Raw genomic sequence first — 14,670 nt, 5'->3', positions numbered from 1 at the left:
CCGCCTACCAGGTCGCGCCGGGATAGGCCCGCTGCAACCACTGCATCTGCGTCAGCAGGTGGCCCAGATGTTCGGTATGGCGGGTGCCGGTCTTGCCGCCGGCATGGGCAAAATCGCTGTCGGGAATGACCAGCGTGGCCTCTGCCATCGTGTCCCGCACCGCCGCATCCCAATCTGCGCGCAATGTCGACGGTTGCGGCGCGATCCCGGCCTCTGCCATCTGCGCGCTGACCGCGTCATCGGTGAACATCTCACCGGCAAAGGGCCAGAGCAGGTCCAGCGCCGCCTGCATCCTGCGGTGGCTTTCGGACGTGCCGTCGCCCAGCCCGATCACCGTGTCGCGCGAGCGTTCGACGTGATAGGCCACCTCCTTGACGGATTTCGCCGCGATCCCGGCCACCCTTTCGTCCGACGACTCTGCCAACCGCTGCAACAACAGCACATGGAACTGGTCGAACAGGTACTGCCGCATCATGGTCTGGCCGAAATCCCCATTCGGCTGTTCCGCCAGCAGCACGTTGCGGAAATCCCAGACGTCGCGCAGCATCGCCAGATCATCGGCGCTGCGCCCTGCCCCCTCGACCTCACCGGCCAAACCCAACCACATCTGCGTCTGGCCGATCAGGTCCAACGCGGTATTGGCCAGCGCAATGTCCTCTTCCAGAACAGGCGCCAGACCGCACCATTCGCTGACCCTGTGGCCAAGGATCAGGGGATTGTCCCCCATCCGGCAGAGGAATTCGAAAAACGCCTCTTCGCGGGTCATCACATGGCCCCCACTTCGTCGGGAATGTCAAAGAAGGTCGGGTGACGATAGACCTTGCTCTCGGACGGCTCGTAGAGCGGCCCCTTGTCCGAGGGCGACGAGGCCGCGATATGGCGCGCCTCGACCACCCAGATCGAAACCCCTTCGTTGCGGCGGGTATAGACGTCGCGGGCGTTCTTGACCGCCATCTCGGCGTCGGGCGCGTGCAGGCTGCCAACGTGGCGGTGGCTCATGCCGTGCTGGCCGCGGATGAACACCTCCCACAGCGGCCATTCATGGCGCTTGGGTTTGGTGGCTTCGGGCGTGTCGGGATATGCGGAATTCGGAGAACTCATTCTGCGGCCACCTTTCTTGCGGTTTTCTTCTCGGCGTGGGCCAGCAGCCCATCGCGGACCCATTTGCCATCGTCCCAGGCCTTGTTCCGGGCCGCCAGACGTTCACGGTTGCACGGGCCGTTGCCCTTGAGCACGTCAAAGAATTCGGACCAGTCGGGCTGCGAAAACTCGTAATGCCCTGTTTCCTCGTTCCATTTCAGGTTTTCGTCCGGAACGGTCAGGCCTAGGTATTCCGCCTGCGGCACGGTCTGATCGACGAACTTCTGACGCAGCTCGTCATTGGTATTCATCTTGATCTTCCACGCCATCGACTGTTCGGAATGCACGGATTCCTTGTCCGAGGGGCCGAACATCATCAGCGACGGATACCAAAAGCGGTTCAGCGCATCCTGCGCCATCTTCTTTTGCGCAGGCGTGCCGTTCGCCATCTTCATCATGATGTCGTAGCCCTGCCGCTGGTGGAACGACTCTTCCTTGCAGATGCGGATCATGGCGCGGCTGTAGGGGCCAAAGGAGGTGCGCTGCAACGGCACCTGGTTCATGATCGCCGCACCATCCACCAGCCAGCCAACCGCGCCCATGTCGGCCCATGTCAGCGTCGGATAGTTGAAGATCGACGAATATTTCATCCGCCCGTCCAACAGCATCTCTGTCAGCTCATCACGGGTCACGCCCAGCGTTTCGGCCGCGCAGTACAGGTACAGACCATGCCCCGCCTCATCCTGCACCTTGGCCAGCAGGATCGCCTTGCGCTCCAGCGTGGGCGCGCGGGTGATCCAGTTGCCTTCGGGCAGTTGGCCGACAATCTCGGAATGCGCGTGCTGGCCGATCTGCCGGATCAGCGTCTTGCGATAGCCCATCGGCATCCAGTCCTTGGGCTCGATCTTGTCGCCCGCGTCTATGCGGGCCTGAAATTCGGCGAGCTTCTCCGGGTCTTCCCGAGACGCTTCCGACTTGATCATCTGTGCGTACATCTGAGCCTCCCTGCTCGTATTCTCAAACCCGTTCGAGGACGATCGCCGCCCCCTGGCCGACGCCCACACACATGGTGCAGAGCGCATAGCGCCCGCCGTTGCGCCGCAACTGGTGCGCTGCCGTCAGCACCAGCCGCGCGCCGGACATGCCCAGCGGATGGCCCAGCGCAATCGCCCCACCCTGCGCGTTGACACGCGGATCGTCGTCCGCAACACCCAGTTCGCGCAGCGTGGCAAGCCCTTGGGCCGCAAAGGCTTCGTTCAATTCTATCACATCCATCTGGTCGATGCTCAGTCCAAGGCGGGTCAGCACCTTGCGGCTGGCCGGAACCGGGCCAATCCCCATCACGCGCGGCGCCACCCCGGCAGAGGCCATGCCCAGAACCCGCGCCATCGGCGTCAGACCATGCGCGCTGACCGCCGCGTCCGACGCCAACAGCAGCGCTGCCGCCCCGTCGTTCACGCCACTGGCATTGCCCGCCGTCACGCTCAGATCCGGGCCGTTCACACCCTTCAGCTTGGACAGCTTTTCGGCTGTGGTGCCGGGGCGCGGATGCTCATCAGTATCGACAACAACCGGATCGCCCTTGCGCTGCGGCACCTCGACCAGGACGATCTCATCCGCGAACAACCCCTCCGCCTGCGCCGCCTCCCAGCGGGCCTGCGACCGGGCCGCAAAGGCGTCCTGATCTTCGCGGCTGACGTTGTAATCGGCGGCTACATTGTCGGCGGTTTCCGGCATGGAATCCGTGCCGTACATCGCCTTCATCTTCGGGTTCACGAACCGCCAGCCGATGGTGGTGTCAAAAACCGCGTTCGCCCGGGTAAAGGCGCTGGTCGCCTTGGGCATCACGAAAGGCGCGCGGCTCATGCTTTCGACACCACCGGCAATGCAGAGGTCATAGTCCCCTGCCTTGATCCCCCGCGCCGCAAAGCCCACCGCATCCATGCCCGACGCGCACAAACGGTTCACCGTGGTCCCCGGCACATCCTCCGGCAGTCCCGCCAACAGCGCCGCCATGCGCGCCACGTTGCGGTTGTCCTCGCCCGCCTGATTGGCCGAGCCATAGATGACCTCGTCCACGCGCGACCAGTCCACCGAGGGATTGCGCGCCATCAAGGCCGCAATCGGCAAGGCCGCCAGATCATCCGCCCGGACAGAGGACAATGCCCCGCCATAGCGACCGATCGGCGTGCGGACCCCGTCACAGATGAACGCTGCCATGAACGACTCTCCTCCCATTAATCGACCACACGGTCGAGATACGGCATTCCGGGGATTCGCACAACAAAAAGTTACAGAATTATCTGAAGTGGAATTTTCTGTAACGCAAACCAACCCCCTCCAACCTCACGCTGCCCCGCCCCGTGCCATCACGCAAGGATTTCCCACCCGTCCCCAACCGCGCCACGCCAACAAAAAAACGCCCGCCCCTCAAGGGGACGGGCGCATTTTCATCCAGCCACGATCAAGTCAGGCGAAACTGACCCCGGCATTCACCATCGGTAGTTCGACCACACGCGGCCCGCCCGCGGCGGCAATCGCGTTGGCCAGCGCCGGACCGGCGGGCGGCGTGCCCGGCTCTCCAACGCCCGAAGGCGCCTCACCAGAGCCCACGATATGCACGTCGATGGCGGCGATATCGCTGATCCGCAACGGCTCGTAATCGGGGAAGTTCCACTGATCGACGACCCCTTCGGTCAGCGTGATCTCATCGCGCATGACATGGCCCAGACCATAACCGATCCCGCCTTCCATCTGCGCCTTGATCACGTCGGGGTTCACCGGGATGCCGCAATCGACGGCACAGGTCACCTTTTCGATCTTCACGCCCTCCTCGGCAGAGCCGGAGATCTCGACCACCTCGGCCACGTAGCTGCCAAAGGATTTGTGCACGGCAATCCCCTGCGCGCGCCCCTCTGGCGCCAGGCCCCAGCCCGCCTCATCGGCGGCCTTGGTCAGCACCTCTGCCAGACGGCGCTGATCGGCCCCATCCCCGGTCAGGTGGTCCAACCGGAACGCCACCGGATCGCGCCCGGCGGTAGCCGCCGCCTCATCCATCATGGTTTCCATGACATAGGCGGTGTGCGTATTGCCCACCGACCGCCACCACAGCACAGAGGTCGCCTTGGCCACATCCGTCAGCCCGACAAACATGCCCGGCAGCGCGTAGGGCGTGTCCGGCACGCTCTCCAACGCAGAGTGGTCAACACCATCCTTCACCGCCATCCCCTCGAAGGCCGTGCCTTTCATGATCGACTGCGCCGCAACCCGGTGATCCCAGCCGGTGATGCGGCCCTCGGCGTCCAGCCCCACCCGCACCCGGTGCGCCACCGCAGGCCGGTAATAGCCGCCCGTCACGTCATCCTCACGCGACCAGACCAGCTTGACCGGACGCGTCCGGTCAGTGACCGCAAAGGCCAGCGCCGCCTCCACCTGATAGTCCGCGGACGGCGTCGCGCGACGGCCAAAGGAGCCACCGGCAAACATCGTGTTCACCTGCACCTTTTCCATCGGCAGTTCGAGGATGTTCGACAGCGCCATATGCGGCCCCGTCGGCATCTGAGCCCCGTCATGCAGGATCACGCCGCCATCGGCGGTGGGCTCGATCGTGCAGGTCAGCGGCTCCATCGGGGCGTGGGCCAGCAGCGGAAAGTAATAAGTCCGGTCGATCACCGTCTCCGCCGCGTCCAGCGCCGCCTGAGTCGCCGACAGATCCGCGCCCGTCACGTTGTATTCCGGTTCGGCGTTCACCGCCGCGATCAACTGGTCCTTCACGTCGGAACTGGACCGCATTTCGGCAGCAGAGTCGTCCCAATCGATGGACAGCGCCTCACGCGCCTGCAAGGCGGCCCAAGTGTTTTCCGCAAAGACCACGACACCGGCCTTGTTGGGCAGGGTCGCGGCGCGGATGAACCCCTTGAGGCCCTGCGCGCCGCTGTCGTCAAACCCGGCCACGGTGCCGCCCATGCGCGGGCTGCGCTGGATCACCGCGACCATCTGGTTGTCCAGCATGACGTCCATGGCGAATTTGGCTTGGCCCGTGGTCTTGGGGTCGTTGTCCTTGCGCTTGACCGCCGGGTTGCCGATCAGCGTGAACTCTGACGGATCTTTCAGGCGCGGCTCTGCCGGGGGCTCCATCGCCGCCGCTGCGGCCACAAACTCACCGATGGGCGCAGACTGCCCGGCACCGGAAATCACCCCCTCGGCGATCTGCAGATCTGCGGCATCGACGCCCCATGCCTCTGCCGCCGCCTTGATCAGCATCTCGCGCGCCGCGGCACCCGCGTTGCGATACTGCATGAACGAATTCGCCATGGCGGTGGACCCGCCAGTGCCCTGAAAGGGGCCAAAGAACAGGTTGTTATAAAGCTCGGGGTTGGACGGCGCGAATTCGAACCCGATCTGGTCCATCGTCACGCCCAGTTCCTCGGCGATCAGCGTGGTCAGGCCGGTGGACGGCCCCTGCCCCATTTCGAAATGTTTGACGATGGCCGTCACCGACCCGTCAGAGCCGATCTTGACGAAAGGCGTCAGCATCGACGGTTCATGCCCGGCAGCCAATGCGCCATCGGGGCGCGCGCCGACATACAGAACGGTGGCAGCGGCGGCAGCGCCGCGCAGAAAGCCTCGGCGGGATGTGGTCAGGGTCATCTCAGGCCTCCATGATCTCGGACGCGCGCTGAATGGCGGCCCGGATGCGTTGATAGGTGGCGCAGCGGCAGGCGTTGCCGTACATGTATTCGTCGATTTCCTCGACGCTGGGCTTGGGGTTCTCGCTCAACAGGCCCACGGCGGACATGATCTGCCCGGACTGGCAATAGCCACACTGGACCACGTCCAATTCGACCCAGGCCTTTTGCACGGCGGCCCCGACCGGGTCCTGTGCCATCGCCTCGATGGTCGTGATCTCTGCGCCTTCGGCATCCTCGACAAAGGTCTGGCAGGACCGCACCGGTTCGCCATCCAGATGCACGGTGCAGGCGCCACAAGCCGCGACACCGCAGCCGAATTTCGTTCCTGTCATCTTGAGTTCGTCCCGGATCACCCACAGCAAGGGTGTCCCGGGCTCGGCATCCACCTCATGCGTGGTGCCGTTCAGCTTCAGGGTAAAAGCCATTGGAAATCTCCCGTTCGCGCTTGTTCGCCATAAATTGGTAAACTGGCGAGTTTACGTTAGCGCGGGCGCGCCGACCTGTAAACTGAAAAGTTTACTTGGGGAAATTGCCCTATCTTCCGCACCCGCGTATAGCTAGGGCATGAACGAGTGTTTCAAACCCAACGCCTGCAAATTTGCCGCCATCATAGAGGCGGCCACCGCCGAGTTTCAGGAAAACGGCTTTGCCGCCGCCAGCATGGACCGGATCGCCGCGCGCTCCGAAGTGTCCAAGCGGACGCTGTACAAGTACTTTGAAAGCAAGGAAAATCTGTTTCGCTCCATCGTGGCGGAACTGTCCGAACGGTTCAGCGGGTTGGCAGAGTTCCGCTATCGGCCCGGTGCGCCGATCCGCCAGCAACTGACCGATCTGGCCTGGGCAGAGGCGCGGCTGTTGCTGACCCCCGACATCATCGCCATGGCCCGCATGATCATTTCCGAGTCGCTGCGCAGCCCCGACATGGCGGCAGAGGCGCAAGGCAAGATCGAACATTCGCCGGTTTTTGCGGCATTGCTGCGCGATGCGGCAGCAGACGGCGCGCTGCGGATCGACGATCCGGACGACGCGGCCAGCGATTTCCTCGCCCTCATCAAGTCCCGCGCCTTCTGGCCGGCGGTTCTGACCGGCACGCAGGTCAGCGAAACGCGCATGGGCGAAATTGTCGAAAGCAGCGTGGATTTCATGCTCTGCCGCTACGGTGCAGAGACGGCCAAATCCTAACCCTTGGTAAAAACGCCTCTGGAACCCATTGAAGACGTTGCGTCAACTTGGGCGCCACGCGTGGACACCCAAAACCCACCCATGAAAAAAGGCGCCCCGATTGCCCGGGGCGCCCCTTGTTTTTCGATCAGATCGGATCAGGCGTCAAAGCGATCCGCTTCCATCACCTTGGTCCAGGCCGCCACGAAATCCTTGGCGAATTTCTCGGCGTTATCGTCCTGGGCATAGACCTCGGCATAGGCCCGCAGGATCGAGTTCGAGCCAAACACCAGATCCACACGCGTCGCGGTCCACTTGGTCTGGCCCGACTTGCGGTCCTGGATCGCATAAGTGCCATCCCCACTGTGAACCCACTTGTAGGCCATGTCCGTCAGGTTGACGAAGAAGTCCGTCGTCAGCGCGCCCACACGGTCGGTAAAGACGCCATGCGCCGAACCGCCATGGTTGGTGCCCAGCACCCGCATGCCGCCGATCAGGCAGGTCATCTCGCTCGCGGTCAGACCCAGCAGCTGCGCCCGGTCCAGCATCAGCTCCTCAGGGGTGACGATGTAGTCCTTCTTGACCCAGTTGCGGAAGCCATCGGCCACCGGCTCCAGAACGTCGAAAGACTCCGCATCGGTCATCTCAGCCGTCGCGTCGCCACGGCCCGGGGTAAAGGGCACGGTGACATTCAGACCGGCGGCCTTGATCGCCTGTTCCAGACCGACGTTGCCCGCCAGCACGATCACATCCGCAACCGACGCGCCGGTTTCGGCGGCAATCGGCTCCAGCGCCGCCAGCACCTTTTGCAGACGGGCCGGCTCGTTCCCGTCCCAGTCCTTCTGCGGTGCAAGACGGATGCGCGCACCATTGGCACCGCCGCGCAGGTCAGACTGGCGGAAGGTCCGCGCGCTGTCCCATGCGGTCGCGATCATCTCTGCCGATGACAGACCGGTTGCGGCGATCTTCGCCTTGACCGCACCCACGTCATAGCTGGTCGAGCCTGCCGGGATCGGATCCTGCCAGATCAGGTCTTCCTGCGGCGCGTCCGGGCCGATGTAACGGTCCTTGGTGCCCATGTCGCGGTGGATCAGCTTGAACCAGGCGCGGGCAAAGGTCTCGTCGAAGTAGGCCGGATCGGCCATGAACTTCTCACAGATGGCGCGATAGGTCGGGTCCATCTTCATCGCCATGTCGGCGTCGGTCATCATCGGCATGACGCGCTTGGTCGGATCGCTGGGATCGACCGGCATGTCTTCCTCCTTGATGTTGATGGGCTTCCACTGGTTGGCACCGGCGGGCGACTTGGTCAGCTCCCACTCATGGCCGAACAGCATATCAAAATAGCCCATGTCCCACTTGGTGGGTTCCTTGGTCCACGCCCCTTCAAGACCCGAGGTAACGGCGTTGGCCGCCTTGCCGTTCAAGTTGGGGTTCACCCAGCCAAAGCCCTGCGTTTCCAGATCCGCCGCTTCGGGTTCGGCGCCAAGGGTGCCTGCGTCGCCGTTGCCGTGGGTCTTGCCGACGGTGTGGCCGCCGCAGGTCAGGGCTGCGGTTTCCTCGTCGTTCATCGCCATGCGGGCAAAGGTCTCGCGCACATGCGCGGCGGTCTTCAGCGGATCGGGCTGGCCGTTCACGCCTTCGGGGTTCACGTAGATCAGACCCATCTGAACCGCGGCCAGCGGGTTCTCCATGGTCTCCGGCTTCATCACGTCTTCGTAACGGGTGTCCGACGGCGGCAGCCATTCACGCTCGGCGCCCCAGTAGGTGTCTTTCTCCGGGTGCCAGATATCCTCGCGGCCAAAGGAGAAGCCAAAGGTCTTCAGGCCCATCGACTCGTAGGCCATGTTGCCTGCCAGCAGGATCAGGTCGGCCCAGCTCAGCTTGTTGCCGTACTTCTTCTTGACCGGCCACAGCAGGCGGCGCGCCTTGTCGAGGTTGCCGTTGTCCGGCCAGCTGTTCAGCGGGGCAAAGCGAATGTTGCCGCACGCGCCACCACCACGGCCGTCGGCCAGACGGTAAGACCCGGCAGAGTGCCACGCCAGACGGATCATCAGACCGCCGTAATGGCCATAGTCCGCCGGCCACCAGTCCTGGCTGTCGGTCATCAGCGCCTTGACGTCATTCTTCACCGCGTCGAAATCCAGCGCCTTGACCTCTTCGCGATAGTCGAAACCTTCGCCCATCGGATTGGTCTTGGTGTCGTGCTGGTGCAGGATGTCGAGGTTCAGCGCCTTCGGCCACCAATCGGTCACGGACTGCCCCGAGGCCGTCAGTGCGCCGTGCATGACCGGGCATTTGCCCGCTCCAATATCGTTACCGTCCATGATGCTCTCCCTTGGTCTATCATGGCAGAGCAGGCCGCCGGGCCCACGCTGCGCTGTCATCTTTTGCGCCCGTGAGGCAGGCGTCTGGCGTCTTGGGGCGACTCGCCCCAATCAAAACCTAGAACTCTTCTAACAAAGCCACTTCATATCTTTAAGTTGTATTTTCTCATAACCTCTATAACTTATTCCTATGAAAAATCTGACGCTGCGACAGTTGCGTTATTTCGAGGCGCTGGCCCGGCACGGCCATTTTGGCCGCGCTGCGGCGGCCTGTTCCATCTCGCAACCCGCCCTTTCCGTTCAGATCCGGGACCTTGAGGCCGATCTGGGGGCGCCGCTCTTTGAGCGCAGCGCCCGGCAGGTCCGTTTGACCGCCCTGGGCGAGGCCTGTCGTGACCGTGTCCAGACCATCCTGCGCGGCGTTGACGAATTGGAGGACATCGCCCGCGCGGCACAAAATGAGCTGGTGGGACGGCTGCGGCTGGGTGTCATTCCAACCATCGCCCCCTACCTCCTGCCAAGGCTCTTTTGTCGGCTGTCGGAAACCCATGTCGGTCTGGACATTCACATCCGCGAAACCCTGACGCCGCGCCTTTTGCAGGAACTGCACGAAGGCCGGATCGACGCGGCCATCCTCGCCCTGCCCGTTTCGGAGCCGGGGCTGGAAGAGGTGGCGCTGTTCGATGAATCCTTTGTCCTCGTCCGACCGGAAAGCGACGCGGGCAAACCGGTGCCGGACGGCGAGGCCCTGCAAAAGATGCGCCTGCTGCTGCTGGAAGAGGGACACTGCTTTCGCGATCAGGCCCTGTCCTTCTGCAACATGAACGCCGCCGTGCCGCGTGACGGGCTGGACGGATCTTCCCTGACGACACTGGTTCAGATGGTCGGGGCGGGCCTTGGTGTCACCCTGATCCCGGAAATGGCGGTTCCGGTGGAGACGCGCTCTGCCGCCGTCGCCGTGTCGCATTTCACTGCGCCGCAGCCCTCACGCACCATCGGCATGGTCTGGCGCACCTCCAGCCCGCTGTCCGAGAAATTCCTGCGTATTGCAGAAACGGTGCAGGAGGCGGCGGCCCAGAAACTGGAATGAAGGTGCACTGATTTCTTATACAATAACGATTTTTTTCTTCACAGTTCGCATTCAATCGGCACACATACTACACTATTACGATAATTAGGATACAGGCCGAGCGAGGCGTTTCAAGACGCGATCTGGAACGACAGATGCGGTTGCGCCGCAACTCCGTCATCCATCAACCGCCCGATCTGCCCGGAGGACAGCCCCGCCACATCCGCCAACACTTCCTCCGTATGCTGGCCAAGAACGGGCGCGGGCTTGGGCGCTTCCCGGTCATAGCCTGCGAAAGAAAACGGTGTGCCGGGCGTCAGATAGCGCCCGATGCCCGGTTGGTCGACCTCGGCGAACATTGGATTGTCCAGCGACAGGTCGGGATCTTCGCGCAGAGCCTGACCAAAGCTGCGAAAAACGGACCATGTGACCCCGCCCGCATCGAAGTCAGAGGCGAAATCCGCCAGTTTCCGCGCCGCGAACCACGGTGCCAGCACGGCCGTGATCTCGGCCCGGTAGGTCCAGCGCGCGCCCTCCTGACCCAGATCGACGCCCAGACGTGCCGCCAAGGCCGCCATGGCATCGTCAGTGCCCGTGACCGTCATCAGGTTCTTCCACTGGCGCGGCGTCAGGGCGATCACCATCACGCGCCGACCGTCAGCGCAGATGAAATCCTGCCCATAGGCCCCATAGAGCGCATTGCCCGATTTCGCGCGGTCGGTCCCGTTCACAGAGACCTCGCCAATGATCCCGAGATTACCCAGCATGGCGGCCGCCGCGTCTTTGAGTGTTAGATCAACAAGCCCCCCCAAGCCCTTACGAAGTCTTGATCTTTCCGCAGCAAGCAAACCTGAAACAACCATGTTTCCGGCGATACAGTCCCATGCGGGCAGCACATGCGCCACCGGCTCCTGCGTGCCTGCCAGACCGGTTGCCATGGGAAAGCCCAAGGCGGGGTTCACCGTGTAATCCACCGCCGGTCGCCCGTGCCGGTCGCCGCGCAGAGAGACCATGCACAGGTCGTCGCGCCGCGCCTTCAGCGTCTCGTAATCGGTCCAGCCCTTGGCCGCGAGGTTGGTGATGAACAGGCCCGCATCCTCTCCCGGGGCGCAGATGATCTCCTGCGCGATTTCCCGGCCCAGCGGTGTCTTGACGTCCAGCGCGACCGAGCGTTTCCCCTTGTTCATTCCAGCCCAGAATAGACTTTTGCCGGACCGCGTTACCGGCCAGCGGCGATGGTCCATCCCACCTTGCGGCAGGTCGAACCGGATCACGTCCGCGCCCATCTGCGCCAGCGTCATCCCGGCCAGGGGGACCGCCACAAAAGCAGAGCTTTCGACCACACGCATGCCATCAAGGATACCGCTCATGTCTCCCACTCCATTTTAGCCTGCAATCCCAGATAATTCTGCGGCGACGCCGTGCCGATCTCCATGCCGCCGCCCGCCGGGTCCAGCGCACCGACCAACCGTATGTCGCTGTCATGAAACATCGGGTGGACCACACGATAGCCAAAGCGGGAGGGCCGCTTGCCGCTGTGCCGTTCGGCGGCTTCGATCGCCATGGTCGCCTGCATCGGCCCATGTACGACCAGCGCCGGATACTTCTCGACCTCGCGCGCATAGGGCAGGTCATAGTGGATGCGATGCGCGTTGTAAGTTGCTGTGGAATAACGGAAAAGCCGCACCTCGTTCATAGGCACAGGTTCGTCGTACAGCAGCCGGTCCAGCACCGGGATACGTTGCGGCGGGCGGAATGCATCGGGAATGTCTAGGTAGACGATGTTCTGCTCTTCTTCCACGGCCCCGCCCATCTCGCCGGTCGTGACGTGATCCACGGTGACAAAGGCCATGGGCCCGGTCTTGCCGTCCTTGCGGGTCACGGCGCGGATGGTCGACACCTTGGTCAGCGCCTCTCCGACGTGGAAAACGCCCTTGAAGATGACCTCGCCCCCCGCCCACATGCGGCGGCGGAATGGCAAGGGCGGCAGGAAGCCGCCCAGCGCCGGATGCCCGTCTTCCCCAAGGTCGCTCATCGGCACGAATTCCGGAAACGCCACCCAATGCCAGAGGCTGGGCAGTTCCATCCTGGCGCGAACCTTTAGCGGCGTAGACAGATCGTGGCTGACTGCCGCGTTCAGCATCCCCGCAAGGTTCACCGTCACGCCGCCCTCACGCGTCTCGGACCGGCCAACCCAGTCTGCGTAGTCCGGCTCCATGATCCGCGCCGCCTGTGTCATGCCGCCGCCTTCATGCCCAGCACGCGCGCCATCGTATCGCCCATGGAGGACGGGTTCGGCGCCACGGTGATGCCCACCGCCGACAGGATCTCGACCTTTTCCTGCGCGCTTTCGCCAAAGGCAGAGATGATCGCACCCGCGTGGCCCATCTGCCGCCCCTTGGGCGCGGCAAGACCCGCGATATAGGCGGCGACCGGCTTGGTCATGTGATCGCGGACGTATTCCGCCGCCTCGGCTTCCTGCGGGCCACCGATCTCTCCGATCATCATGACGGCATCGGTTTCCGGATCCTTTTCAAAGAGTTCGAGGATATCCCTGAAGCTGCTGCCGTTGATCGGATCGCCACCGATCCCGATCGAGGAGGAAATCCCGATGCCCAGCGCCTGCATCTGGCTGGCCGCCTCATAGCCCAGCGTGCCGGACCGCCCGACGATGCCCACGCGTCCGGGCATGTAGATGTGCGGCGGCATGATGCCCATGAACCCTTTGCCGGGGCTGATGATGCCCGCGCAATTCGGCCCGATCAGGCGCATCTTCCGCTCACGCGGGAACCGGCGGAGAAAGCGTTTCACCCGCATCATGTCCTGCGCCGGGATGCCGTCGGTCACGCAGACCGCCGTTCGGATGCCCGCATCCGCCGCCTCCATCATCGCGTCGGCGGCAAAGGGGGGCGGCACGAACAACAGCGACGCCTCGGCCCCGGTCGCCTCCACCGCCTCGCGCACGGTGTTGAAAACGGGGCGGTTCAGCACCGTGGTGCCGCCCTTGCCGGGGGTGACGCCGGCCACGACCTTGGTGCCGTATTCGATCATTTCCTGTGCGTGGAATTGCCCGATGCGGCCCGACAGGCCCTGCACGACAACCTTGGTCTTATCTGTAATCAGGATCGCCATCTGGAAACCTCCTTATGCGGCAACGAGTTGCGGGCGGGCATTGACAGCGGCCTCTGCGGCCTCTGCCAATGTGTCGGCGCTGATGATCGGCAGACCGCTGTCGCGGATGATCTTGCGCCCTTCCTCGACGTTGGTGCCGCTGAGGCGCACCACCACGGGGATCTGGATGCCGATCTCGCGATAGGCCTGCACCACCCCCTTGGCGATCCAGTCGCAGCGGTTGATGCCCGCAAAGATGTTCACGAGGATCACACTGACGTTCTGGTCCGACAGCACCGTGCGGAACGCCTGACAGACACGCGCGGGAGAGGCGCCGCCCCCGATATCAAGGAAGTTGGCAGGCTCACCCCCGGCCAGCTGGATCATGTCCATCGACGCCATGGCCAGCCCCGCACCGTTGATGATGCAGCCGATGTCACCATCAAGACCCACGTAGGCCAGCCCGTTGTCGGCGGCCACGGCCTCTCGCGGGTCTTCCTGGCTGGTGTCGCGCAGCGCCGCGATGCTGGGATGTTTGTAGAGCGCGTTGGTGTCAAAGGACATCTTGGCATCCAGCGCCACCAGATCGCCCGCCCCGGTGATCACCAGCGGATTGATCTCGACCATCATGGCGTCCAGATCGCGGTAGGCACGATAACAGGCCCGCAGGAAGGTCGAGAACTGGTCCACCTGACGCGGCTCAAGACCCAGCCGGAACCCAAGCTCCCGCGCCTGGTACAGCGCCAGACCAACCGCCGGGTCGATCACCATCCGCACAAGGCTGTCGGGGTCTTCCTCGGCCAGATCCTCGATCTCCATGCCGCCGTGCCCGGAGGCGACGATCATGATCCGCTCTGATTTGCGGTCCAGCACGAAGCCAAGGTAAAGCTCCTGCGCGATGTCAGACGCCTCCTCGACCCAGAGCCGGTAGACGCCCTTGCCATTCGCATCTGTCTGCTTGGTCACCAGCTGGCGGCCCAGCAGGCCGCGGGCGAATTGCTCGACCTCGGCATCGGATTTGCAGAGCTTCACACCGCCCGCCTCTCCGCGTCCGCCGGAGTGCACCTGCGCCTTGACCACCCAGGCGTCACCGCCCAGTTCGCGGGCACGATAAGCCGCCTGTTCGGGTGAATAGGCCAGCCCGCCGCGCGGCACCGGAACGCCAAAGCTCTTGAGGATGTCCTTGGCCTGATGTTCGTGAATATCCATTCTGTGTCCTCCCGTTGGGGAA

13 protein-coding genes are annotated in these 14,670 nt (G+C 63.6%); 2 read left to right on the top strand and 11 right to left on the bottom strand.

The annotated features are described in order from the left end of the window. Positions 1-4: 4 nt before the first annotated feature. The 6 genes from paaC to ACTXGA_RS12895 form a co-directional block, all read right to left on the bottom strand. Positions 5-766, bottom strand: a complete 762-nt coding sequence (gene paaC, locus ACTXGA_RS12920; RefSeq protein WP_443394255.1) for a 1,2-phenylacetyl-CoA epoxidase subunit PaaC — start codon at positions 764-766, stop codon at positions 5-7. Next, entirely contained in the window at positions 766-1,101 is a 336-nt protein-coding gene (gene paaB, locus ACTXGA_RS12915; RefSeq protein WP_323772368.1) for a 1,2-phenylacetyl-CoA epoxidase subunit PaaB, read from the bottom strand. The genes paaC and paaB overlap by 1 nt, the downstream gene beginning before the upstream one ends. After that, positions 1,098-2,075, bottom strand: a complete 978-nt coding sequence (gene paaA, locus ACTXGA_RS12910) for a 1,2-phenylacetyl-CoA epoxidase subunit PaaA (RefSeq protein ID WP_443394253.1) — start codon at positions 2,073-2,075, stop codon at positions 1,098-1,100. Before paaA ends, paaB begins: the two co-directional genes overlap by 4 nt. 22 nt (positions 2,076-2,097) lie before the next feature. Then, positions 2,098-3,300, bottom strand: coding sequence for a 3-oxoadipyl-CoA thiolase (pcaF, locus tag ACTXGA_RS12905; RefSeq protein ID WP_443394251.1), 1,203 nt, complete (start codon positions 3,298-3,300; stop codon positions 2,098-2,100). A 249-nt stretch (positions 3,301-3,549) separates the two neighbouring features. Then, positions 3,550-5,730: a xanthine dehydrogenase family protein molybdopterin-binding subunit gene (locus ACTXGA_RS12900; protein ID WP_443394249.1), complete on the bottom strand. Its 2,181-nt coding sequence runs from the start codon at positions 5,728-5,730 to the stop codon at positions 3,550-3,552. A 1-nt stretch (position 5,731) separates the two neighbouring features. Further along, positions 5,732-6,196, bottom strand: coding sequence for a (2Fe-2S)-binding protein (locus ACTXGA_RS12895; protein WP_443394247.1), 465 nt, complete (start codon positions 6,194-6,196; stop codon positions 5,732-5,734). Positions 6,197-6,335: 139 nt separating this feature from the next. On the opposite strand from ACTXGA_RS12895, the gene ACTXGA_RS12890 reads away from it, so the two are divergent. Continuing rightward, on the top strand, positions 6,336-6,953 hold the full coding sequence (locus tag ACTXGA_RS12890; RefSeq protein WP_443394245.1) for a TetR/AcrR family transcriptional regulator C-terminal domain-containing protein: 618 nt from the start codon (positions 6,336-6,338) through the stop codon (positions 6,951-6,953). A gap of 137 nt (positions 6,954-7,090) precedes the next feature. Here ACTXGA_RS12890 and katG read toward each other — a convergent pair whose 3' ends face one another. Continuing rightward, positions 7,091-9,259, bottom strand: coding sequence for a catalase/peroxidase HPI (gene katG, locus ACTXGA_RS12885; RefSeq protein WP_443394243.1), 2,169 nt, complete (start codon positions 9,257-9,259; stop codon positions 7,091-7,093). A 190-nt stretch (positions 9,260-9,449) separates the two neighbouring features. Between katG and ACTXGA_RS12880 the strand changes: the two genes are divergently transcribed. Beyond that, complete coding sequence (locus ACTXGA_RS12880; protein ID WP_443394241.1) at positions 9,450-10,349, top strand: hydrogen peroxide-inducible genes activator; 900 nt, start codon at positions 9,450-9,452, stop codon at positions 10,347-10,349. 110 nt (positions 10,350-10,459) lie between these two features. Here ACTXGA_RS12880 and ACTXGA_RS12875 read toward each other — a convergent pair whose 3' ends face one another. The 4 genes from ACTXGA_RS12875 to ACTXGA_RS12860 are packed head-to-tail and all read right to left on the bottom strand — an operon-like array spanning position 10,460 to position 14,648. Then, positions 10,460-11,698, bottom strand: coding sequence for a CoA transferase (locus ACTXGA_RS12875; RefSeq protein WP_443394240.1), 1,239 nt, complete (start codon positions 11,696-11,698; stop codon positions 10,460-10,462). Beyond that, positions 11,695-12,567, bottom strand: a complete 873-nt coding sequence (locus ACTXGA_RS12870) for an HTD2 family dehydratase (protein WP_443394239.1) — start codon at positions 12,565-12,567, stop codon at positions 11,695-11,697. Before ACTXGA_RS12870 ends, ACTXGA_RS12875 begins: the two co-directional genes overlap by 4 nt. Beyond that, on the bottom strand, positions 12,564-13,460 hold the full coding sequence (sucD, locus tag ACTXGA_RS12865) for a succinate--CoA ligase subunit alpha (protein WP_443394237.1): 897 nt from the start codon (positions 13,458-13,460) through the stop codon (positions 12,564-12,566). Before sucD ends, ACTXGA_RS12870 begins: the two co-directional genes overlap by 4 nt. Before the next feature lie 12 nt (positions 13,461-13,472). Then, positions 13,473-14,648, bottom strand: coding sequence for a malate--CoA ligase subunit beta (locus ACTXGA_RS12860; RefSeq protein WP_443394235.1), 1,176 nt, complete (start codon positions 14,646-14,648; stop codon positions 13,473-13,475). Between the last annotated feature and the right edge of the window lie 22 nt (positions 14,649-14,670).

It is taken from the genome of Antarctobacter jejuensis, from assembly GCF_052266595.1.
Taxonomy (GTDB): Bacteria; Pseudomonadota; Alphaproteobacteria; order Rhodobacterales; family Rhodobacteraceae; genus Antarctobacter; species Antarctobacter jejuensis.
This window is presented reverse-complemented; position numbering and strand designations above follow the sequence as displayed.